Raw genomic sequence first — 22,734 nt, forward strand, 5'->3', positions numbered from 1 at the left:
GGGGCACCCGGTCTTGTTCGTATCCTTAGACATCACTTGATCGGTTTCTTCTGCCGGACAGCCTTTGTCGCGGCGGCCTTCGGCTCAGCTTTCTCTGAAGGTGTTGATGCTGTTGACGGAGACTGGTAGCCGAGGAACGACGACCAGCGCAATTCCGGCGGAGCTCCTTCGTTCGCCAGCGCCCGCTCAACAGCAAGCTCTGCGACCTTCTCTACAATCCAGTTGAAGTTCTCTTCGCCAACTGAGACTCGATCCGCATCCGGAGCGGGATTCATGAAGTCGATGGCATAGGGAATGCCGTCTTCTACTGCAAACTCGACCGTGTTCAGGTCATACCCGAGCGCCTTGCACAGAGTCAGTGCATCCTTCTCGACGCGTGCAAGCAGCGCAGGATCGTAGGTCGGCGGGTTCATCACGTACCGCTCCGCATGCGGACGCGATGGGTCGTAAGGCATGATGCGCACATCTTTCTGTCCGACGACGTAGCAGCGGAAGTACTCGCGGAACTTGACCGCGGCCTGCAGGGTCATACAGAGAGTGCGCGTCTGGTCATAGGCTTCAAAGAACTCGCGCTCATCATGAACGTGGAAGACATCTTTCCAACCGCCACCGTCATGCGGCTTCAGGAAGGCCGGGAAGCCAACGTACTCGAAGACGCTCTTCCAGTCGTACGGGTACGGCAGGTTCCGAAAGGAGATGTCGTTCGTGTCGGGCGGCATCTGCTTGCTGGGCAGGATCACCGTCTTGGGCACAGCCACGCCCAGTTTCGCGGCGAGCGCGTAGTTGAAGAACTTGTCGTCGGCAGACCACCAGAAGGGATTGTTGATAACGTGCGTGCCCGTCAGCACAGCGTTCTTCAGGTAGGCGCGATAGAACGGAACATCATGCGAGATGCGATCCACAATCACGGAGTAGCCGCAGGAGACGGCTTCCTTCACCGGTCCAATCGCAACGAACTCTGCCGTGATCCCGTTCACGTTCATGGAGTTCACCTTGTCCACGAATGCCTGGGGGAAGGTATTCTCCATGCCAAACAGGATGCCGATCTTCTTCATGCTGATCTCCTACGTTGTGGATGCAGAAATGGTGTCACGCGGTCACAGATAGGTTTGCAGCATGCGTCGCCAATACGGCCAGTCGTGCCCGGTGTTGTCGCCCCACACGTCCAGCCGAACGGGAATGCCTTTACTTCGCAGGATCGCGGCAAGGCGCTCATTGTCGTTCCAGCACTGATCGTGCTGCCCGGTAGCCAGGACGTAGGTGTTGTGCCGGAACTTATCCAGATACCAGTGATCATTGAGGTTTGGCAGGAAGTCCATGGGCAGCGTGTAATACACGTCATCGTCATAGTGCCCGTTCAGAAAGCGGGCCAGGTCGAAGGCACCGCCCATCGACAGCATGGCGTTGATCTTATCCGGGTGGCGCAGCGCCATACTGGCCGCGTGAAAGCCACCGAAGGAACATCCCGCCATGGCGATCATCTGGTTCCAGTTCTTGTAACGAATGTGCGGCAGCAGTTCATGCATGATGTACTGCTCATATTGCAGATGCCGTGCAATCTGCCACCGTCCGCTTACGTTCGTGTTGTACCAACTCTCCGCGTCCACGGAATCCACGCACCACAACTGGATATGGCCGCGATTGATCTCACCCTCAATGGCCGCGACCATGCCCTGGTCTTCAAACTCGTAGAAGCGCCCGCAGGACGTGGGAAAGACAATCACAGGTAAACCGTCATGGCCAAAGACGAGCCGCTCCATGGGACGGCCAAGCGCAGCAGACTGGTCGACGTGGTATTCACGGTGCATGGTGGGGTGGCCTCCGGTAAAACCGTGCTCGCGCTCTGCTACTCTTCGAAGGAATCTTAGTTCATGGAATTCGTTGCCTCCCAGCCCGACACTGACACACATCTGACCGTGCCAGGACCCATGTTGGCGGACGCTGAGGCGCAGGGCCGCTACGTCCGCATCCGTGACTGGGAATCGAAATTCCTTCCGAACTCACGCGACATCTTTCTCTACCTGCCCGAGGCGTACCTGCAAGAGCCGCAGCGAAGCTTTCCCCTGCTGGTCATGCACGACGGACAAAACCTGTTCGACGGCGACCTGTCCTATGTGAAAGGTAGTACCTGGCGAGCCGGCAGCACGGCAGACGAAGAGATCGCAGCGGGCCGGGTCGAACCGTTGATCCTGGTAGGCGTGGCGAATACCGGCGCGGACCGCATGGCGGAGTACACGCCAACGGCGGACGCCAGGCTCGGCGGCGGTCGCGGCCCTTTCTACGCACGCATGCTGACCGAGGAACTGCTGCCGATGCTGCGCGAAGAGTATCGCGTGCTCGCCGGGCCGGAACATACAGGCATCGCAGGTTCGTCACTGGGCGGACTGATCTCGCTTGCCATCGGTCTGCGCTTCCCGGAAGTCTTCGGCCGCATTGGTGTTCTGTCGCCTTCCATCTGGTGGGATAACCGTACGATCCTGCGCGATGTTCGTTCCCTGAGGACCACGCTGCCGCTGAACATCTGGCTGGACATGGGCACGGCTGAGGGCCTGCGACACGTTCGCGACGCTGACCTGCTGTCGCAACTGCTGCAGACCAGGGGCTGGCAGCAGGGTCGTGACCTTCGATACCAGAAATTTCCCGGTGCTCTCCATAACGAGACGGCCTGGGCCGACCGCTTCGGCGAAGTCCTGCGCTTCCTGTTCCCCGCGCTTTAGAACCGCACAACCCATCACGCCGGGTAACCCATCAGGCCGGGTGCCCCATTCTTGCGGAAAAGGGTGGGGGTATCGCGCATCAGCGGGACAGCTTCCACGCTGCCAGACGTTCTCCTCCAACTCAGCTGACCCGGCCTGAGCTAAGAACCGCCACAGATATTGCGCTCGGCGCGATGCCCCACCCTTTTCCGCAATGGAGCCGGACAGAGTGGGCGGCCGGCACCCTTCCTGCGGCAGCGATCGTAGGTCGAATTACAGCCTGACCCTCCGCAGGTACATCAGCAGCCTTGTGTTCCGGCCGGAAATGGCCCACAATAGATAGGTTGGAAAGAGCTGCGCGCCGTTGCTTCACCCGGCCGGCAGAATCTCTGCCGCGGCAGTTGGCCCCGTTGGACGGGGTAACCGAGACATCTTTTAAGAGTGAGGAAGTAAACCAGTGGTCATGATTCGTCTGGCGCGCGTAGGCGCCACCAAGCAGCCGTACTATCGCATCGTTGTCATCGAGAAGGATCGCGCCCGCAACGGCCGTTCCATCGAAGTGGTTGGTACCTACAATCCCCGCACGGAGCCTGCAACGGTCGACCTGAAGCATGATCGCATCGCTTACTGGACCAGCGTCGGAGCACAGATGTCGGACATCGTTGCCAAGCTGGTGAAGAACGCACCTGCGGCAGCTGAGCCCGTCGCAGCGTAACTCTCCTTTCCCGTTTAAAGCCACGTTTCGATCGCATGGCGCGATTGCAGCGTGGCTTTTTGCTATCTGGATACTTCGTCGTGGAAGAGATCGTTTATGCTCTAGAAACGATTTTTCTCCAAAGGTACGTTCTTCCTGAAGAGCAGTTCTAAGTTCACCCCAAGGTACGTATGACGGACACTCCCCCACCCAGCTCTGTGCAGCAAATGTGTGACTTGATCTCCGGGATGGCCACCGCACTGGTGGACCAGCCCGAAAAGGTCCGAGTGGAAGCCGAAAGCTTCGATTCTGAGACCGTTATCCGCCTGTACGTGGCAGAAGACGATTTGGGCAAGCTGATCGGAAAGCAGGGCCGCACCGCTCGATCGTTGCGAACTATCCTTGGCGCTGCCGGTAGCAAGCTGCAGCACCGCTTCAGCCTCGACGTGAAATCGGAATAGATGACACAGAACTCCAAAGAGTGGGTGACGCTGGCACGCGTGGTCCGGCCCCAGGGCCGCCGAGGCGAAGTGTTGTGTGATCTGTTCACGGACTTTCCGGATCAATTCAAAGATCGCCCAGAGGTCTCGCTGCTTACCCCCGGGGGCCTCCGGACGGACGGTTTCGTCGAAGACCACTGGATGCCGGTCGGTCGCAGTGCCGGTCGAATTGTTCTCAAACTCCGCGGATCTGAATCGATTCAAGAGGCAGAGGATCTGGGCAAGTCAGAAGTTCAAATCGCGGCTGATGAACGAGTTGCGCTTGACGATCAAACCTATTACGTGAACGATCTGATTGGCTGCGTTTTAACCGATGGCGAAACGGAAATCGGCACGGTCGACGACATGCACTTTCCCCAGGATCCGCAGGGTAAGCGAATCGAAACGGCCGCGGCCATCTTCGTCGTAACGCGGGCCAACGGCGATGAAGTGATGATCCCCTTCGCGAACGACTTCGTGGCGAAGATCGACATCACCGCGAAGCGCATCGAGATGCAGCTCCCCCACGGGCTCGTCGACATGAACGGCTAAGGTTGGGGCAATGCCAGCGATGAAACAATAGCCATATGCCGTCCGTGCCCGATATCACGATCGAACCCGAACCGAAGCAGCCTTTGCGCTTCGATATCGTGACCATCTTTCCTGACTTCTTCGAGAGCACGCTCCGCAACGGCGTCGTGGCGCGCGCCTTGATCACGGGCATCGCGCAAATCGGAACGGTCGATCTGCGCAGCTTCACCCATGATCGTCACCGCACGGTGGATGACCGTCCGTTCGGTGGCGGCGAAGGCATGGTCCTCAAGCCTGAGCCCCTCTCCGAAGCGATCGAGTCCCTCGGAATCTCTCCCAAACCCGTTCGCGACACTACTCGCGAGACCGTGATCCTCCTCTCCGCACAGGGCTCACGCTTCACGCAGGCGGTGGCCCATGAACTGAAGTCGATGCAACGGATCGTCCTGATCTGCGGACGGTACGAGGGTGTGGACGAGCGCGTGAATGAAATGCATTGTGACCGCGAACTTTCGATTGGAGACTATGTGCTCTCAGGCGGAGAGCTCGGGGCCGCCATTATCGTCGATGCGGTGACACGCCTTCTTCCCGGTGTTCTGGGCAATCCTGACTCGGCGCACTACGAGAGCTTCGGCCACGCGCATGACTCTGCCCGCGATGAGAATGCCCCGCCCCAGGCTGTAGCAGCTTCTGCTGGTCTGCTTGATTACCCACACTACACTCGGCCCGCGGAGTTTCGCGGCGTCGGTATTCCAGAGGTCCTTTCGGGCGGTGACCATCTTGCCATTCGCCGCTGGCGAAGGCAGCAGGCGCTTCAGAAGACGCTGCAGAATCGACCAGACCTGCTTGCAGAAGCACCTCTAACCAAGGAAGAACGCCGCTACCTGGAAAGCCTTCGAAAAGCAGCTAAGTTGAACCAAGACTGATTCCCTCAAACGGAAATGCGATTTCGCCCGTCCAATATGGTTTTTTGGCGTCAGTTGGGATAAACTGAACAACGACTCTAAGTAAGGAAACAGCATCATGTCGATTCACCCCATCATGCAGAAGCTCGCGGCTAAGCTCGAGCGCACCGACCTTCCGGAATTTGCTCCCGGCGACACCGTCCGCGTGCAGGTAAAGATCAAGGAAGGCGACAAAGAGCGTCTTCAGGCATTTGAGGGCATGTGCATCGCCCGCAAGAACGGACCCCAGGGTTCCTTTACGGTTCGCAAGATGAGCTTCGGCCAGGGCGTGGAGCGTATCTTCCCGTTCAACTCGAAGGTTGTCGACAAGGTCGAGAAGGTTCGCTCGTACGAAGTACGCCGCGCCAAGCTGTTCTACCTCCGCGGTCTGCGCGGCAAGGCTGCTCGTCTGCGCGAAGTGGGCCGTACCGCCTAAGCTTCTTTTCCGCCTCAAACTGGAACGAGCGCCTTCGGGCGCTCGTTTCCCTTTGTGCCGGAGATTCATCAAGAGCCATTTGGGCCGGTACATTTCAAGATCGCCCTGCGCTTTGTACACTGGCATAATAAGCATGCAAATTCCCCTCCCCATGCGCCGCAAGCGCCCGATGATCCCGGAAGGGCAGACCAAGCAGCAGATGTTGCGCGACCTTGTTTGCTCCGACGCACCCGAGCAGGCACTGCGTTACCACGGCTTTTGCTGCATCGCCGGTGTGGACGAAGTTGGACGAGGAGCTCTTTTCGGTTCCGTGGTCGCCGCGGCGGTTGTGTTGCCGGAGCGCACCACAAGGCTGCAACGCCTGGGTTTACGCGACAGCAAGCAGTTGACTCGCGAAGAACGTGAGCAGCTTGATCACGAAATCCGTAAGTGCGCGATTGCGTTTGCAGTCGGCGAGGTCGACGCTGAGACCATCGATCGGATCAACATCTATCAGGCATCGCGGCTGGCGATGCGCCTGGCGGTGGAGCAGCTCGGCTGCGTCCCGGATCACCTTCTGATTGACGCGATGCGCATCGATCATTCCTGCGCGCAGACGAAGCTGATCTACGGTGATTCCCTCTCGGTCTCCATTGCCGCTGCGTCCGTGCTGGCAAAGGTGCACCGGGATGCGCAAATGCGTGAATGGGATCTGACGCACCCACAGTATGGTCTTGCGTCACACAAGGGCTATGCCACGCCGGAACATCGCCGCGCACTAGAAGAGCACGGACCTACGCCGTTGCATCGTAAGTCTTTCGCGCCCGTTGCCAGGTTCTTCGGTGATGAAGCGCTGGAGCAGGCCGTGGCTATGACGGAACTGCTCTTCGACGAAGCAGAGTTACAGGAGGAGTTCGAACCTTGCCAAAGCGCCTGATGTGCGTCGTAGCCCACCCGGATGATGAGTGTTTTGCCTTTGGCGGGGCCCTGGCTCTGGCAACGAAAGCTGGTTACGAGACCTACGTGGTTTGCCTCACCGACGGACAGGCTGCGACCAATCGCGGCGATTCCGCAGATGGGCAGGATCTGGGCCGCATGCGTCGTGACGAGTTCGCACGGAGTTGCGAGGTACTCGGCGTAACCAAGCACGAGACACTGGACTACCAGGACGGCCGGCTCGAATTCGAAGAGTTGAATGGCGTAGCGAAAAAGCTCGTCGAGCGCATGCGCACGTGGAAGCCGCAGATCGTACTGACCTTCGGTCTGGACGGATCGCTGAATGTGCACGCCGACCACACCATGGTCAGCTGCTTCACAAGCGCTGCGTTCCACTGGTCGGCACGCACCAAGCGCTTCCCTGATCTTGGACTGCCACCGCACGCGCCCCAGCGCCTCTTCCACCAGAGCACTGAGTTCACCTTGGCAGACCGCGAGCCGCAGCTCCCGGCGCCGTGGACAGTGGAACTGGATGTATCAACGGTGAAAGAGGTCAAGTTTGCTGCCTTCCGTGAGCACACCTCGCAACTGGCCGTCATGGAAAAGGTCCGCCCCTATTGGGAGAAATTCGGCGACCGGGAGCACTACACGCTTGCTGGAACCTTGACTCCCCAGGCCGCTGTGCTCGCACAGAGCATGTTCGACGGTATCGTCGAAGATTAGGCAGCGACACGCACTGCAGGCTTCTTCTTCATCCAGGTATAGGCGGGCCGCGCCAGCAGGAGTACCAGAAGAACAGCCGTGTCCTTCCATGGCGCCAGTACGCCTTTCTTGACCAGCCACCAGTAGTGAATCGCGCCGAAAATCGCGGCGATATAGACCATGCGATGAAGCGTCTGCCACGGCCTGCCACCCATGCTGCGCATCACTCGCTGCGGCGACGTCAGTGCGAGTGCCAGCAGAATGACGTACGACAGAAGACCCACCTGAATGAAGCGGCGCTTCTCCACGTCCTCGACCATCGTTGGCCAGACAGCAACCCAATCCTCACGCAGCACATGGAACTGTCCTTGGCGCGCAGCATCCAGCGCACCCGTCAGATCGAAGCCGCTGAAAAGCAGAACATAGGTCAGCAGGTGCAGCGTTGCGTAAAAGAACGCGAACAGGCCCAGCATCCGGCGGAAGCGAATAAGCCACGCAAGCTTCGGCGACAGACGGCGGATCGGCGTGACTGCCAGAGAAATCAGCAGCATCCAGATGGTCCAGTCACCGGTCCAGTGGGTAATGCTCTGCACAGGATCGGCACCGAGTTGGTCGGTATGGAAGCTCCACAGAATGCCGAAGAAAGGTGCCAGGGCAAGCAGAAAGACAAAGGGCTTCAGGATCTTGATCGTGCGATTGGACATGGGCTCGCTATGGAAAGGATTCTCGGACAGGGCCGCCGAATTTGAGTGAATCGGGCGAGAGAGTTCGACTTAGATCGTATGGGCCGCCACACAGACTCTGAAGCGAGCCCATGGCGGCCCACGCGCCGTGTTAATAGTTCTTGTTCAGATCCATGCCCTTGTACAGCGAGGCCACTTCGTTGCCGTAACCATTGAACGGCAGTGTAGCGACCGTGCGCGGGAAGACACTGGCATCGATGCGGCGCTCGTGTGCCTGGCTCCAACGCGGATGATCGTGGCTGGGATTTACGTTCGAGTAAAAGCCGTACTCCGACGAGGAGATGTCATTCCAGGTCGTCACCGGCTGCTTGTCCGTAAAGCGGATACGGACGATTGACTTGGCGGACTTGAAGCCATACTTCCAAGGAACAATCACGCGGACTGGTGCGCCCTGCTGGTTCTCGAGCGTCTGCCCATAGGCACCGAAGGTCAGCAGCGTCAGTGGATGCATCGCCTCGTCCATGCGAAGGCCCTCGGTGTAGGGCCAGTTGAAGCCACCGGGCAAATCCATCTGGCTGCGATCAGCCAACGAGAAGAATTCGACATACTTCGCCTCAGGTTTCGGCTGCGCAAAGTTGATGAGGTCCGCCAGCGGGTAACCTACCCATGGGATGATCATGCTCCAGGCCTCAACGCAGCGGAAGCGATAGGTACGGTCCTGCAGCGGCTTGTATTTCAGCAGCGTGTCGATGTCGACCGTCTTAGGGTTGTTGCAGAGACCTTCGATCTTGACGGTCCAAGGCCGCTGCTTCAGCTTGCCCGCATTTGCCTTGGGGTCCGCTTTGTCCGTGCCGAACTCATAAAAATTGTTGTAGCTGGTTGCCTTTCCCTGTGGCGTGATGGCGTCGCTTATGGCGGGCGCCTGACCGGGGACCGTCGGAAGCTTGGAGGCGGCGTGGACTGTGGGGGTAAACAGAGGTGGCATCTTCTGGTGCCACTCGTATGCGAGGCCCGCTGCTGCCAGTCCACCGAAGATCAGGTTTCGCCGATTCAAAAAGCTTTCGCGCGGCGTAATCTCAGACGACTTGAACTCCGGTGCTTTGCCAATCAGCATGTGCCCTACCTCTTCCTTCTCACGCAGCTTTCGCTGACATCCCCAGTTCGCAACAGAACATTGCGCCGTCTTAGTATGACGTGCGGGCGCGACCACCGGTTTGCGTCCAGCCTCACATTGCGAAAGACTTGTGCGTGGGTATTCGCACCACGAAAGGTAGATTCATGACGATTCCGGCAGCACGCGAGGCAGTTTTACGGCAGACCGCGGACATACTTCTCACAGCGCGGCGCACCGCCTCACCGATCCCGGACCTCCCCGCAGATCTGCACCCCGCCAACGAAGCCGAGGCGTTTGCCGTACAGGACGCCATCGTGGAAGCCTACCGCCCCATTGGCGGATACAAGGTTGGAGCACGCGGCCCAGAACACCAGCCCTTCTTCGCTCCTATGCCTGCAGCATGGATGGGCGAGAACGGCGCACTCTTCCGTGGCGATAACCATCGGCTGCGCGGCGTTGAGGCGGAAATCTGCTTCCGCATCGGCACTGCCTTACCGCCCCGCGATGTCCCCTACACGCGTGACGAAGTTTTCGGAGCGATCGAGAGTTGCCATCCAGCGCTTGAGATCCTGGAGTCGGCTTTCACTGATCCCACCGTTGTCTCGCGCGAGTGCATGCTGGCCGACCTGCAGATGCACGGTGGCTTCGTCGCCGGCCCTGCGGTACGGGACTGGCAGACGATCGACTGGTCCCAGGAGCAGGTCACGCTTTCTGCAGACGGCGCGATCCGCGTGGAGAATACCGGCTCCAACCCTGGCGGCCACGACCTCATCCGCTTACTGGTTTACATGGCGAATGAAGGATCGAAGCGCACCGGCGGCCTCAAGCGCGGCGACTGGATCACCACTGGCAGTTGGACCGGCGTCACCTGGACGTCGCATGGCACAGAAGTTGTCGCGAACTTCAGCCATGCTGGGCGCGTCAGTCTGCAATTCGCGACGGAGAAGTTGTAAGCCATGCCGAACATTGCGTTTAAAACACCGCTCACCGCAGCGGACGAGCAGATCCTTACGCCAGAGGCAATTGCCTTCCTCGGCGAACTCCATCACAACTTCAACGAGCGACGCCTTGCACTACTGCAAGCGCGCATCGAGCGCCAGGCACGGCTGGATGCGGGCGAGCGACCGAACTTCCTGCCGGAGACGGCCCGAATTCGAGAGGCTGCATGGCGCTGCGCCCCGATCCCAGCCGACCTGCAGGATCGTCGCGTCGAAATCACCGGGCCCGTTGAGCGCAAGATGGTTATCAACGCCCTGAACAGCGGTGCGAAAGTCTTCATGGCGGACTTTGAAGATTCCACGACGCCAACGTGGACGAACCTGCTGGAGGGCCAGGCGAACCTGCGTGACGCCGTCCGCCGCAACATTACCTTCGAAGACCCGAAAAGCGGTAAGAGCTACAAGCTGAACGAGAAAACCGCAGTCCTGTTCGTACGGCCACGCGGCTGGCACCTGCCAGAGCAGCACATGACTGTCGACGGCCAGCCGATGAGCGGTTCCCTCTTCGACTTCGGTCTGTATCTCTTCCACAACGCGGCAGAGTTGCTGGCACGCGGCTCCGGGCCGTACTTCTACCTGCCCAAGATGGAGTCGCACCTGGAAGCGCGGCTCTGGAATGACGTGATCGTCTTCGCGCAGAATCACCTCGGCATCCCGCAAAGTTCGGTACGTGCGACCGTGTTGATCGAGACAATCCTTGCAACCTTCGAGATGGACGAGATCCTCTACGAACTTCGAGATCATTCTGCGGGCTTGAATTGCGGCCGCTGGGACTACATCTTCTCGTTCATCAAGAAGCTCGCGGCAGACAAGAGCATTTTGCTGCCTGACCGCGGACAAGTAACGATGGCGACGCACTTCATGCGTTCGTACTCGAAGCTTGCCATCAAAACCTGCCACCACCGCGAGATCAGCGCTATGGGCGGCATGAGCGCGTTCATCCCGATCAAGAGCGATCCTGAGGCGAATGAGCGTGCGCTGGCGCAAGTTCGCGCGGACAAGGAGCGCGAAGCCGGCGACGGTCACGACGGCACATGGGTTGCTCACCCGGGGCTCGTCCCAATCGCCATGGAGGTCTTCGACCGCCTGATGCCGGGACCGAACCAGATTGAGAAGAAGCTTGAGGACTACACGGTCACCGCAGATGACCTGCTGCAGATCCCGAGCGGCCAGATTACGGAAGCCGGTCTGCGGCAGAACGTCGCCGTGGGTCTAGGCTACGTGGAGGCATGGCTGCGCGGCATCGGCTGTGTGCCGCTCTTTAACCTGATGGAGGATGCGGCCACTGCGGAGATCAGCCGTGCGCAGCTTTGGCAGTGGGTTCATCACAATGCGACGCTCGCCGATGGCCGGGCCGTTACGGCTGACCTTGTCGACACCATCATTGACGAGGAGCTGGGCAAGACCAAGCCGACCGTGGATGCGAAGCGGTTTGCAGCCTACGAGCGCGCGGCGACGATGATGCGCGACCTCGTCCGCAGCGACCGCTTCGCGGACTTCCTGACGCTGCCCGCCTACGCTTCGGTCCTCAAAGAAGGCCTGGCATAGGGGAAGAGATGGCTGCCCTGCGTCTCGATTCTGAGACGTGGGTTCCACACAACGCCGTGAAGAACCTAACCCACAGGGCGCCAGCCTTTGTTGACCAGTCGGGTATTCACCAGTCAGTAACGGCATTGACATCGCTGTGCCTGCGATACATCCTGCCATTGCCCCGTAAGAATCACACAACGGTACACAGGGAGCAGGTAATCGCAATGGCTCGTCCATATTGGTCAGGCACCATCCAGATTTCGCTCGTCTCATTCGCGGTGAAGTTCTTCGTCGCCACCGAAGCAAAGAGCCAGATACGCTTCCACCAGATCAGCCGCTCCACCGGCGAGCGCGTTCGGCACCAGAAGGTGCTGGCGTCTTCGCTTGAGGAGAACGATGGTGGCAGCGGTGAGGACGAGTCCCAGGCATCGTCGACCGTCGGTAAAGACGATATCGTCAAGGGCTACGAATACGCCAAGGGCCAGTACGTGATGATCGAGCCCAGCGAAATTGCCAATCTCCGCGTGCCGTCGAAGCATGCCATCTCCATTGAGCAGTTTGTCGACGAGAGCGAGATCGATCCCGCGTACTTTGAGAAGCCCTACTTCGTCGCTCCCGATGGGGATGCGCAGGCGGAGGCCTTCGCCGTGGTCCGGGAAGCAATGGGCAAGGCCGGCAAGGTTGGCATCGGCAAGATTGCCTTTGCCGGACGCGAGCACGTCGTTGCCATCATGGCCAGCAAAGACGACGAGGGCCGCGGCCTGATGGCGTACACCATGCGCTACCAGGAAGAGTTACGCAATCCCAACGTGTACTTCGCCAGCATTCCCAAGGTGGAGATCGAAGAGGATCAGCTGGAACTCGCGCAGCAGCTCATCAAAAAGAAGACTGCGAAGTTCGATCCGAAGCGTTACAAGGATGGCTACGAGGTTGCACTCAAGGAACTCGTCGATGCAAAGGTCCACAACGAACCGATCCCTGTGGAAGAGCCAGCACCGAAGCGCGCGAAGGTCGTCAACCTGATGGATGCGCTGCGTAGTAGCCTCGCTGGCAAAGCCGATGCGGATGACGAGACTGACGCGCCGCCTCCCGGAACCAAGAAGACGGCTGCAAAGACCGAGACGAAGAAGTCTTCAAAGAAGAGCACGGTCACCGAGATGCCGCGTCGCGATCAGGTGACTCCGGAACGCAAGAAAGCATCGGCAAGCGTCAAGCCTGCGAAGGCTTCGCCCCGGCATAAGTCGGCCTAGGATACCGGCAACGACACACACAGGGTGCGGCTTCGGTCGCACCCTCTCTCTTTGGCAAACTCAAGCATCATAAACACCCATGGCAAAGGCGAAGAAAGCCACGAACTCTGCAGTGTCCAGCGCGGGCGATGCTGTTGACGAACAGCTTGCTCGTTACCGCTCCATGCGCGACTTCAAGGTCACGGCGGAGCCCAGCGGCGCAGCGAAGTGGAAGACGGTTGAGGCGCTGCCCTTTGTCATTCAGAAGCACGCTGCTACGCGGCTCCACTATGACTTTCGGCTGGGCTGGAATGGTGTCCTGAAGAGCTGGGCCGTCGCCAAGGGGCCCAGCTACAACGTGCACGACCGGCGGCTGGCCGTGCAGGTGGAAGATCACCCGATGGAGTACGGCGGCTTCGAAGGCATCATTCCTCGGGGCCAGTATGGCGGCGGTACTGTGATGGTGTGGGACCAGGGGACGTGGGAGCCTCACGTCGATGTTGAGGAGGGCCTGCGCAAAGGCTCGCTGAAGTTCGGCATCAACGGCACCAAGATGCACGGCAACTGGACGCTGGTCCGCATGGGTGGCAAGGCCGCGCAGGGGGGCAAGCCAAACTGGCTCCTCATCAAGGAGCATGATGAATTCGAGCGCGGCCCGGACGACCCGTGCATCACGGAAGAGATGCCGAATTCGGCAGTGACGGATCGATCGCTCGAAGAGATTGCCACCGCCAGCACCCATGTGTGGAACAGCAAGGAGACCGCCGGCGAAAGCCAGGCCTGGTATCGGGACCGTGCACGTGACGCCGACACCGCATCCACGGGTGTAAAAGCTGCCGTGAGATCAGCGAGCAAGCCGGCCGCGAAAGGCCCGGGTAAGCTCGCGGCTGCCTCTGCGATTGACTTCAGCCTGATCGAGAAGCTGCCCAGGGAGCGGCTGCCGGAGTTCCTGAAACCGCAGCTTGCGGGTGAGACAACGGCACCACCGGCTGGCGATGAATGGATGCATGAACTGAAGCTTGACGGCTACCGCGTGCAGGCGCGGAAGCATGGCAACAGCGTGGAACTATATACACGCAGCGGGCTCGACTGGACGCACCGCATGAAACCCATCGCAGAGGCCGTGAAGAAGCTTCCGGTGGAGGATGCCCTCCTTGACGGCGAGGTGTGCGTGCTGGATGACAAGGGCCTTTCGAGCTTCGCGCGTCTTCAGGCTTCGTTTGAGAAGAACGAAAAACATCCGCTCACCTTCTTTGTCTTCGACTTACTGCATATCAATGGGCATAACCCGCGAAACCTGCCGCTGCGCGAACGTAAGGCGCTGTTGCAAAGTTTCGTCACCGGTGATGCCGACGTTCGAATGAGCGAAGATCTTGTCGGCGACGGCACAAAGATCTTTCATGCCGCTTGCGAACTGCACGCGGAGGGCATCATCTCGAAGCGAGCGGACGGAGTCTACTCCCCGGGCCGCAGTGCGCAATGGGTGAAATCGAAGTGCGTCCACGAACAGGAGTTCGTCGTGGGCGGATGGGTCGATCTGTCGAACGGCACACGAGGCATCGGCTCGCTGCTGCTGGGCTATTACGACGACGCGGGAAAGCTGATCTATGCGGGCCGTACCGGCACCGGCTTTACGCAGAAGATCCACAAGATGCTACGCGATAAGCTCGATGCGCTGGAGCAGAAGACGATGCCGTTTGCGGCAATCAGTGCAGAAGGTCGACGCGGCGCGCACTGGGTCAAGCCGAAGTTGGTCGTACAGGTCCGTTTCGCGACGTGGACCGCGGATCAACAGGTCCGGCAAGCCTCGTATCAAGGTCTGCGCGAAGACAAAGCTGCTGACGAAGTGCGGCGCGAGATGGGGCCACCGTCAGCGAAACACAAGATAGCTGCATCGCCGGTGAAGGCTGATCTTGCAGAGTTGAAGGCACCGAAGAAGCCTCTCCCGAAAGCTGCGAAGGTCAGCGTACGGGACCAGAAGATCGCACTGGTGAAAGGCTCACTGCCCCCGTCAAACGAAGGCTCGCCGATGCCGGCCATTCGGCTCACGCATCCCGACAAAATCGTCGATCCCGAGAGCGGCGTGACCAAGCAGAAACTTGCCGAATATCTATGGGCCGTCGCGCCGCAGATGTTGCCGCCCATCGCGGACCGACCTCTGAGCCTGGTGCGATGCCCAGAAGGTTCGTCGAAGCAGTGCTTCTATCAAAAGCATGTCAACCACCTGCTGCCGAAGGGCGTCGGCTCAGTAATGGTAGCGGACAAAAAAGGTGGCGCACCGGAACCGTACATCACGCTGAACGATGCGGAGGCTCTCGCAGGCCTGGCGCAGATGTCCGTGCTGGAGATTCATCCGTGGGGCTCGCGAAATGAGCACCTGGAGGAGCCCGATCGCATCATCATTGACTTGGATCCGGATGAGAGCCTGGCGTGGTCCACGGTGTGCGAGGCAGCGCTGGAAGTTCGCAGCCTGCTGGATGCGATGAAGCTGAAGAGCTTTGTGAAGACAACTGGCGGCAAGGGACTGCACGTCTGCTTCCCCATCGCTCCAGAGCACGACTTCGCGGTGATGAAGGCGTGGGCGCATGGTCTGGTTCAGGCCATGGAGAAGGCGCGTCCGGAGCTCTACCTGTCGAAGATGTCGAAGGCTGCTCGGACCGGCAAGATCTACCTGGACTACCTGCGGAATGAGCGAGGCGCTACGGCCGTGGCGCCTTACAGCATGCGCGCCCGGGCTGGGCTGCCGGTTAGCGTTCCGCTGGAATGGGAGGAACTGACGGGCAAAGAACGGCCGCGTTTCACGGTTGAGGACTTCGCAGAGTGGCGGCACCGGCTAGCGAGCGATCCCTGGAATGCCATGCTCTTGGTAAGACAGAAGATCAGAAAGGACGCGCTGGAGCGCTTCGCCGGGAAGACGAAGCGCTCCTGAGCGCCGATTACTTCGTGACGCCGAAGGTGAAGACCGTCATTGACTGGAAGGTTTGACCCGGCTTCAGCAATGTGGTCGGGAACGCCGGATGATTGGGCGAGTCTGGGAAGTGCTGCGTCTCGAGACAGAAGCCGCCGCGACGGACATACTTCATTCCGCCAGTGCCGGTATTCACGCCGTCTTTCATGGAGTTGCCGGTGTAGAACTGAACGCCTGGCTCCGTCGTCGAAACGGTGAGAGTACGGCCTGATCCCGGATCGCTGACCACTGCGGCCGTATGCAGCACACCGGCTTTGCCGTTGAGGACCCAGTTGTGGTCGTAGCCACCGCCCAGCTTCAACTGATCGTTCTTCAGATCGATGCGCTCCCCGATGACGTGCGGCGTGCGGAAGTCAAAGGGCGTGCCAGCAACCGGCGGCAGATCGCCGGTGGGGATCAGCACAGAATCGACCGGCGTATAGCGGTCCGCGTCAATCTGGATCTTGTGATTGACGATGGTTCCATTCCCTTCACCGCCCAGGTTGAAGTAGGAATGGTTCGTCAGGTTCAGCACCGTGGACTTCGTCGTGGTGGCGCTGTAAGCAATCTTCAAAGCATGGCCCTGCAGCGTGTAGCGAACATGCGCGGTGAGCTCGCCGGGGTAGCCCTGGTCCCCATCGGGCGAAACCAGCGTCATCTCGACGCCCTCAGGAATAATCTTCGCCGTCCATACGCGCGCGGAGAAGCCATCCGTGCCGCCGTGCAGCGACTGACCATTGTTGTTGATGGGGACGTGATAGGTTTTGCCATCGATCGTGAACTGGCCCTTCGCGATGCGATTGCCGTAACGTCCGACGACCGCGCCAAAGTAGGTGCCACCATCATTGACATAGCCGTCAAGATTTGCGGAACCGAGCACAACGTCTGCCGTCTTGCCGTGGCTATCCGGTGCGAGGATACTCTGGATCCGCGCGCCGTACGTGATGATCTTTACTTCCAGGCTGGCGTCTTTCAGCGTGTAAATGTCGACCGCCTTGCCATCCTTCGTGGATCCGAAGGAAGCCTTGGATACCTGTGCCTCTAAGCTCATACCCATCAATCCCAGCGCCAGCAGCGCAATCGCATGTTTCATCGTCCGGTTCCTGCCTTCCACCGCTGTAATCGCGGCACCGGCGAAGTATAACCGCCAACGCTCCGTCCCGCGAGACGCCGTGTGTATTCAGTGGTATGTCCCACTGTGACGATCTATACTGATATCAGTTCTTTGACAGCGCTGCATTTGCAACGCTCGAAGCTGCTCCACCAAGTGGGGGCGTCATGGTTTCGACGGGGTTGCTTGTGGCAGAGAGGCATGCCGGGGTGTGGACACCCGTAATCGCTCACAAAACTATAAGTGCCGAACCTCAGTTCGCTCTTGCTGCTTAATTAGTTAATCAGCCGATCGCTCAAGCTTCGCCTACGGGCCTGTACCGATCGTCGCACAGTAGGCTGGTCAAAGCTGTTCCGTCTGTACGGCAATGACGAGATCGATCAGACTGGTCGCCGGCGCATCTTCGTCCGTTCTAAGTTCCGGTGACGAGACAAAAATGAACAAGGAAAAAGCATGAAAGCTCTCTGTCGTTGGTTTCTTCGGACGGGAGTTCGATTCTCCCCGCCTCCACCACTTCCTTACAATCTGCGCTTCACACCTCCCCGATTCAAGTCGGGGGCGATCGGCCCGTTGTTGTTTGATGAATGGCGCTGCAGCTCCGCATGCGCGTTGACGTGGCAGGTCGACAACGTACTCCTGCTGGTCCGCGCGTCGATCTCCATCGAGGATGATGTTCTGCAAAATGTGCTCTCTTTTGACAAGAAACGTCTCCGCTGGCTCCTCGATCCTTGAGTAGAGGCCAGGCCGTTCCGGCTCCGGAGGCGTTCCAAAACGATGAAACGGTCAGCAATGAAGATTATGGCGATCGTCGTCTTCGCCTTGATGATGGGCAATGCGAAGGCAGTCGTCGTAGCGATGAATGCAGATTCCGCGACAGCCGTTCTTACTGCCTTAGAGAATCCCGCGTTATCCCGCGAGGAATGCCTCAGAATCGCGGCGATGCCTGGCAATCAGGGCGTGATACGTAAGTCGCGAGAGTTCGGCTTCGACACAAACACGCAGAATTTTGCCGATGCTCTCTACGCCTCGGCGCGTGGCATAGCGCCAAAGGATTCGCTTGCCAGGTCATACTACTTCGACATAGTGAAGCAGAAGACGCCGCAGATCCGCGCGTTGATTCGGCAGATTAACGCGAACCCAGATAACTTCCAAGGCGCAATCCAGAAGCGCCTTGCTCCGTTCACGCCGCAAGGAACTGACTTGCCGCTGCAGGGGTACATCGTAGCTGCGGGTGACGGAGGAGGCTATGCATTCGGGGGGACCGACTTCTATCTGAATCTCGGAAACATGAACGACTTCTTAAGCGCGAGAGTGACCACGGCACATGAGCTCTACCATGCGATTCAAGGTGTCTTTGCAACGTCTCGTGGGAGCTTCGGCGATCTTCCTCTTCTCGAGGGACTGAGCAAGACGACGCAAGCATGCCTGAAGACAAAGCAGCTCTTTTCGAATCTCTACGAAGAAGGTTCTGCGGTCTACGTGCAGGGTTCTGGACCGTCCGAACTGGATAACGGGACTTCGGAGATCGCAAACAGACAGAAGGCCGATCTCGAAGACGGTATCAGATATGCCCGGGCCAATGCTTCTCTGCTGGAGATGTCTGTCATCTCGCTCAACGCCCCCGAGGCTATGCCGTACGACGATGTATATCGCGTCGATTTCTTCGGACATGGGTTCCTGTACAGCACCGCCTATCTCATGGCCAAAGCCATCGTGGATCAGGACGGACCTGGTGGTCTCAGTGCTCTGCTTGAACTTCCGCCCGAGCAATTCATTCTTCGTTACACGCAGCTCAGGGCATACGGGAAAGGCAATGACCATCCGAAGCTCGGATCGAATACGATCCAGGCCGCGAGGTCTTTGCCGAAGGTCTGTCCTCGCTAAAGCGCGAGCGAAGCAACCGTTAATTTTCCTTCTCGCGTTGTTGAGCATCCGCCCGACATTTTGCAAAGCCTGACTTGCGATTTCCCTTCGCATTGCTTTATCTGCAAATTGCAGGCAGGAGGGCGCGACATATTGGCCCTGCGTTAGTGCTTCCGTCGCATACTCACTGACTTTCCGCTTCTCCCGCCGCCTGCAGACCATCTAATTCCTGTCAAGCAATCGGTTCACGAAGAGGAGTTTCATGTCTCAGAAGACAGCACTGGTAGTCGGCTCGACCGGCATCGTTGGTCTTAATCTCGCCACGCATTTGGCCGAACAGGATTGGGCCGTCTACGGGTTGGCACGCAAGCCGGCGTCTGCTCCAGGCATCCACGCCGTCGCGGCAGACCTTCTTGATCCGGCTACGCTCGCTAACGCTTTAAAGGAAGTCAAGCCGACGCATGTCTATATCACCACGTGGATGCGTCAGCCGACCGAGGCGGAGAACATCCGTGTGAACAGCGCGATGGTCCGCAACCTTTTGGCAGCAGTCGCTGTATCGAATTCGGTTGAACACGTTGGTTTGGTGACAGGCCTGAAGCACTATCTGGGACCGTTCGAGGCATATGGCAAGGGCAAGCTCCCCGCGACCCCCTTCCGCGAAGAGCAGGGTCGGCTTGATATCGAAAACTTCTACTATGCGCAGGAAGACGAAGTCTTCGCGGCAGCCAAGCGCCAGGGCTTTGGCTGGAGCGTCCACCGTCCGCATACCATCATCGGCTATGCCGTCGGCAACGCCATGAACATGGGCGTCACGCTTGCCGCCTACGCCTCCATCTGTCGCGAAACGGGTCGGCCCTTCGTGTTCCCCGGTTCGGCTGCACAGTGGAATGGCCTGACCGACATGACCGATGCACGGCTGCTCGCGCGTCACCTCTTGTGGGCTGGAACGACTCCCGCGGCACGGGACCAGGCATTCAACGTCGTGAATGGCGACGTCTTCCGCTGGAGCTGGATGTGGGAACGCATCGCCGACTGGTTTGGCATCGACCCTGCACCGTTCCCCGACACGATTTCGCCCCTGGAAATACAACTCGCCGACGCCGCCTCGATCTGGGCCGATATGGCGCAGAAGTACAAACTGGCTGAACCGAAACTGGAAACGCTCATCTCTCCTTGGCACACAGACGCCGATCTGGGCCGGCCAATAGAAGTGATGACCGACATGAGCAAGAGCCGCAAGCTGGGCTTCCTCGACTACCAGGCCACGGATGACAGCTTCTTCGACCTCTTCACACGCCTACGGGAGAGCGCTCTGATCCCGTAAGGGCTCTTGTTGCAAGCCATTGCGTTCCCTGGTTATCAGCGAACCGAATCGGACCTGATCGAGAAGTTCGATCAGGTCCGACCTTTGCGCGAAATACAGATAAACTTGAAGGACGCCCGGATGGTGAAATGGCAGACACAGCGGACTTAAAATCCGCAGACCTTAACGGTCGTGCCGGTTCGAGTCCGGCTCCGGGCACCAAACAAGACATCTAGAATGAACCACATGGCCTTCCCGTAACCGGGCGGGCTATACTGCTTGCGACAGACGGAAAGCGTCTGTGTGTCGGTTTATGTGTCGGTTTGCACCGCACGGAGGGTCTATGGGCCGTAAGGCGTCAGCAGCACTTAAGGTTCGAGGTGTGTTTCAGCGGAAGGAAGACCCCGGAGTCTGGTGGATTCGGTATCACGCACATGGGCAGATGAAGCGTGAACGAGTCGGGCTGAGCAAACAGGAAGCTATCGATAAGTACCGGCAGCGCAAGACCGAGATCAAAGCCGGAAAACAGCTGCCGCGCAATCTGAAAGATGCAAAGATCACATTCCAAACTCTGATCGATGACGTGCTGGTCTACAGCGAACGTCACCACAAAGACACCCGCAACGTGACCTCCCGATGCGCCATCATCGGCAAGGAATTTGGAACTTGGGCTGTCGAAGACATCCGTTCTAAGCACATCGAGTCTTGGCTTCACGAACGCAGAACGCCAACCGGTGCGAAGCCATCCGGCGCAACCTTCAACATCTACCGCTCTCTGTTCTCCCTCATATTCAGACAGGCGATCAGAGACGGAAAGGCCACTGAGAACCCGGCCAAAGGGATCAGAAAGAAACCGCTGCGGAATACCCGAGAGAAACAACTAAGCCCTGATGAGTTCACCAGGATTAAAGAGATCGTCCAGAGACGATGGCCTGACCGTTGGCATGAGTTCGTCATCTCCCTTGGAACGGGCATGAGGCTGTCTGAGCAGTACAACCTCACTTGGCGGTCAGTGGACTTCACCAGGGGTGTCGTCGACCTGAGGAATACGAAGAACGGAGAGCCAAGAGAGATACCGATGGGACCAGAGGTTGAGGCCGCCTTTACAGCTATGAAGGGTCTGTGCTTCGACACTGGACCAGACGGCAGAGTGTTCATCAGCTTGCGTCCGGGAAAGTGGTTCAAAGAGGCCTTGAAAGACGCGAACATCGAAGATTACGTCTGGCACTCAAACCGTCACACCTTCTGTTCACGTCTAGCAAAGAACAACGCTCACATGAAGACAATTCAGAAGCTAGCCGGTCACAAGACGATCACGATGTCAGCTCGGTACATCAAGACCGATGATGAAACTTTGCGTAATGCTGTGACCGGGTTGTTCTAGCCCATCGGAAATGGGTAGTCGAGAGACGATCACATACGAGCCCCATTAGGCTATGACGGACGATGAGATTTGCTGAACGCCGACACAGGGTTTAATCCAACTGGCTAGTCACTCTGGTGGCAGCACAGTCTGGTCAGGCACACATGCGTATGCACGCATCGGGAGCTTTAGAAGATTCCGCTGCGACCCGACAGTGTGCATGGCGCCACCGTACGTGCGATCAAGGCCTAGCGCAATCTTCTTGGCGTCAAATTGCAGTATCGCTGTAGAGCGAATTCCGTCCGTGTCGGTGAGAACAATCTGATATTCGCCTGTCCCACTGCGTTGCAAGCTGTCCGGAGTAGATAGGAAAAGCCAGCCTTCGACAGTTTGACCGGGACCAATACTCTTGGTCAGCCGTTCGTCTAGATAAGAGAACTCCACTTCGTAAGCTTGCGACGGATCAGCAACTACTGCGTAATTTCTCCCAGCATTCCAAGGTACACGAGTAAGCTCCAACCACTCGCCAGAATCCATCTTTTCTTTGATCTCTAAGTCGCCTACTGTGGCCGCCAGCGCCGTGCCGTTTCGGACCAGGATGTACAGTGCGGTCGGTTCGGGAACGACGACTTCGCCCGCGCTCGTGTTGCAAACCCGCTGGAATTCAGACCGCATCGGGTCAATCTGCCGACCTCCCATCACATTGACCAAAGTTGCTGAGAATTGCTGAGGGGGCTGATTGTTACTGTATACAACTAGAAAGCCCGCACACACGAGAATCAAGGCAAGTATGCTCGCTGTTACGATCGAGAGTCTTCGTTCGCCTGGCCCTTGCAAGAAGCAGGCGATCAGAGCCACCAAAAAGCTAACGCCAAGGCTCTGCACCCACCCGCTGTTGACGATAATATTCGCAGCACGCATTGAGTCATAATAGCCGGGGCAGCACTCTCATCGCGTCGCAGAGAAACAATCATTACTGAATACCGATTTCTAAAGATGCCCGTGACTATTTAGCTAGCTTCGGCCACTCGGTTTCGGCGGTCCGTCGCCAGCATCCCTAGATGACATCGCACATCTCGACGATAGACGTGCCTCGGGTCAGCCAGACCAGCCTTTGTCTTCGTCTGGAGGCGATGAGGTTGGCTTCTTGGAGCAGCACACATCTGAGGAAGTTGCTAACTTTCAGGTCCTCC

At 58.5% G+C, this 22,734-nt stretch carries 21 protein-coding genes, 1 tRNA gene and 1 other RNA gene; 17 read left to right on the forward strand and 6 right to left on the reverse strand.

What is annotated here, in order from left to right; translation table 11 throughout:
• Nucleotides 1-32: 32 nt before the first annotated feature.
• Complete coding sequence (locus BLW03_RS01400) at nucleotides 33-1,055, reverse strand: ATP-grasp domain-containing protein (protein WP_074652011.1); 1,023 nt, start codon at nucleotides 1,053-1,055, stop codon at nucleotides 33-35.
• Between the two features lie 42 nt (nucleotides 1,056-1,097).
• Nucleotides 1,098-1,808, reverse strand: coding sequence for an esterase family protein (locus tag BLW03_RS01405; protein WP_074652012.1), 711 nt, complete (start codon nucleotides 1,806-1,808; stop codon nucleotides 1,098-1,100).
• Between the two features lie 63 nt (nucleotides 1,809-1,871).
• Here BLW03_RS01405 and BLW03_RS01410 point away from each other — a divergent pair, with 63 nt between their 5' ends.
• From BLW03_RS01410 to BLW03_RS01445, 8 genes are all read left to right on the forward strand, one after another.
• The gene (locus BLW03_RS01410; protein WP_074652013.1) at nucleotides 1,872-2,717 is read left to right on the forward strand and encodes an alpha/beta hydrolase; all 846 of its coding nucleotides are present in this window, start codon (nucleotides 1,872-1,874) and stop codon (nucleotides 2,715-2,717) included.
• 442 nt (nucleotides 2,718-3,159) lie between these two features.
• Nucleotides 3,160-3,411: a 30S ribosomal protein S16 gene (rpsP, locus tag BLW03_RS01415; protein WP_074652014.1), complete on the forward strand. Its 252-nt coding sequence runs from the start codon at nucleotides 3,160-3,162 to the stop codon at nucleotides 3,409-3,411.
• Between the two features lie 206 nt (nucleotides 3,412-3,617).
• Nucleotides 3,618-3,851, forward strand: coding sequence for a KH domain-containing protein (locus tag BLW03_RS01420; RefSeq protein WP_280138039.1), 234 nt, complete (start codon nucleotides 3,618-3,620; stop codon nucleotides 3,849-3,851).
• On the forward strand, nucleotides 3,852-4,421 hold the full coding sequence (rimM, locus tag BLW03_RS01425; RefSeq protein ID WP_074652016.1) for a ribosome maturation factor RimM: 570 nt from the start codon (nucleotides 3,852-3,854) through the stop codon (nucleotides 4,419-4,421).
• Between the two features lie 83 nt (nucleotides 4,422-4,504).
• Nucleotides 4,505-5,326 (forward strand): tRNA (guanosine(37)-N1)-methyltransferase TrmD, encoded by an 822-nt coding sequence (trmD, locus tag BLW03_RS01430; RefSeq protein ID WP_074655693.1) that lies wholly within the window; start codon nucleotides 4,505-4,507, stop codon nucleotides 5,324-5,326.
• A gap of 97 nt (nucleotides 5,327-5,423) precedes the next feature.
• Entirely contained in the window at nucleotides 5,424-5,780 is a 357-nt protein-coding gene (gene rplS / locus BLW03_RS01435; protein WP_014785931.1) for a 50S ribosomal protein L19, read from the forward strand.
• Nucleotides 5,781-5,913: 133 nt separating this feature from the next.
• A complete protein-coding gene (locus BLW03_RS01440; RefSeq protein ID WP_244501912.1) occupies nucleotides 5,914-6,696 on the forward strand; it encodes a ribonuclease HII in 783 nt (260 codons plus the stop codon).
• Nucleotides 6,681-7,418 carry a PIG-L deacetylase family protein gene (locus BLW03_RS01445; protein WP_083350247.1) on the forward strand — a complete coding sequence of 246 codons (738 nt, stop codon included), beginning with the start codon at nucleotides 6,681-6,683 and terminating at the stop codon, nucleotides 7,416-7,418. Before BLW03_RS01440 ends, BLW03_RS01445 begins: the two co-directional genes overlap by 16 nt.
• Here BLW03_RS01445 and BLW03_RS01450 read toward each other — a convergent pair.
• Complete coding sequence (locus BLW03_RS01450) at nucleotides 7,415-8,101, reverse strand: protein-methionine-sulfoxide reductase heme-binding subunit MsrQ (RefSeq protein WP_074652019.1); 687 nt, start codon at nucleotides 8,099-8,101, stop codon at nucleotides 7,415-7,417. The genes BLW03_RS01445 and BLW03_RS01450 overlap by 4 nt on opposite strands.
• Before the next feature lie 130 nt (nucleotides 8,102-8,231).
• Complete coding sequence (gene msrP, locus BLW03_RS01455; RefSeq protein ID WP_074652020.1) at nucleotides 8,232-9,194, reverse strand: protein-methionine-sulfoxide reductase catalytic subunit MsrP; 963 nt, start codon at nucleotides 9,192-9,194, stop codon at nucleotides 8,232-8,234.
• Between the two features lie 164 nt (nucleotides 9,195-9,358).
• Here msrP and BLW03_RS01460 point away from each other — a divergent pair, with 164 nt between their 5' ends.
• The 4 genes from BLW03_RS01460 to ligD all read left to right on the forward strand — a co-directional run bounded on the left by BLW03_RS01460 (nucleotide 9,359) and on the right by ligD (nucleotide 15,880).
• Nucleotides 9,359-10,147 (forward strand): 2-keto-4-pentenoate hydratase, encoded by a 789-nt coding sequence (locus BLW03_RS01460; protein ID WP_083350248.1) that lies wholly within the window; start codon nucleotides 9,359-9,361, stop codon nucleotides 10,145-10,147.
• A gap of 3 nt (nucleotides 10,148-10,150) precedes the next feature.
• Nucleotides 10,151-11,740: a malate synthase A gene (aceB, locus tag BLW03_RS01465; RefSeq protein WP_074652022.1), complete on the forward strand. Its 1,590-nt coding sequence runs from the start codon at nucleotides 10,151-10,153 to the stop codon at nucleotides 11,738-11,740.
• A gap of 206 nt (nucleotides 11,741-11,946) precedes the next feature.
• Nucleotides 11,947-12,972: a non-homologous end joining protein Ku gene (locus tag BLW03_RS01470; RefSeq protein WP_074652023.1), complete on the forward strand. Its 1,026-nt coding sequence runs from the start codon at nucleotides 11,947-11,949 to the stop codon at nucleotides 12,970-12,972.
• Nucleotides 12,973-13,051: 79 nt separating this feature from the next.
• Nucleotides 13,052-15,880, forward strand: a complete 2,829-nt coding sequence (ligD, locus tag BLW03_RS01475) for a DNA ligase D (protein ID WP_074652024.1) — start codon at nucleotides 13,052-13,054, stop codon at nucleotides 15,878-15,880.
• A 7-nt stretch (nucleotides 15,881-15,887) separates the two neighbouring features.
• On the opposite strand, the gene BLW03_RS01480 is transcribed toward ligD, so the two are convergent.
• Nucleotides 15,888-16,991 (reverse strand): aldose epimerase family protein, encoded by a 1,104-nt coding sequence (locus BLW03_RS01480; protein WP_074652025.1) that lies wholly within the window; start codon nucleotides 16,989-16,991, stop codon nucleotides 15,888-15,890.
• A 176-nt stretch (nucleotides 16,992-17,167) separates the two neighbouring features.
• Between BLW03_RS01480 and ssrA the strand changes: the two genes are divergently transcribed.
• The 5 genes from ssrA (at nucleotide 17,168) to BLW03_RS01505 (ending at nucleotide 21,562) form a co-directional block, all read left to right on the forward strand.
• Nucleotides 17,168-17,522: a transfer-messenger RNA gene (gene ssrA, locus BLW03_RS01485) on the forward strand.
• A 261-nt stretch (nucleotides 17,523-17,783) separates the two neighbouring features.
• The gene (locus BLW03_RS01490; RefSeq protein ID WP_139285054.1) at nucleotides 17,784-18,893 is read left to right on the forward strand and encodes a DUF5700 domain-containing putative Zn-dependent protease; all 1,110 of its coding nucleotides are present in this window, start codon (nucleotides 17,784-17,786) and stop codon (nucleotides 18,891-18,893) included.
• Between the two features lie 241 nt (nucleotides 18,894-19,134).
• On the forward strand, nucleotides 19,135-20,199 hold the full coding sequence (locus tag BLW03_RS01495; RefSeq protein ID WP_074652027.1) for an SDR family oxidoreductase: 1,065 nt from the start codon (nucleotides 19,135-19,137) through the stop codon (nucleotides 20,197-20,199).
• A 114-nt stretch (nucleotides 20,200-20,313) separates the two neighbouring features.
• Nucleotides 20,314-20,400: transfer RNA gene (locus BLW03_RS01500), tRNA-Leu, on the forward strand.
• Between the two features lie 121 nt (nucleotides 20,401-20,521).
• Nucleotides 20,522-21,562 (forward strand): tyrosine-type recombinase/integrase, encoded by a 1,041-nt coding sequence (locus BLW03_RS01505; protein WP_074652028.1) that lies wholly within the window; start codon nucleotides 20,522-20,524, stop codon nucleotides 21,560-21,562.
• A 108-nt stretch (nucleotides 21,563-21,670) separates the two neighbouring features.
• On the opposite strand, the gene BLW03_RS01510 is transcribed toward BLW03_RS01505, so the two are convergent.
• Entirely contained in the window at nucleotides 21,671-22,462 is a 792-nt protein-coding gene (locus BLW03_RS01510; RefSeq protein WP_074652029.1) for a hypothetical protein, read from the reverse strand.
• Nucleotides 22,463-22,734: the final 272 nt, after the last annotated feature.

This window comes from Terriglobus roseus (assembly GCF_900105625.1).
Lineage (GTDB): Bacteria > Acidobacteriota > Terriglobia > Terriglobales > Acidobacteriaceae > Terriglobus > Terriglobus roseus_B.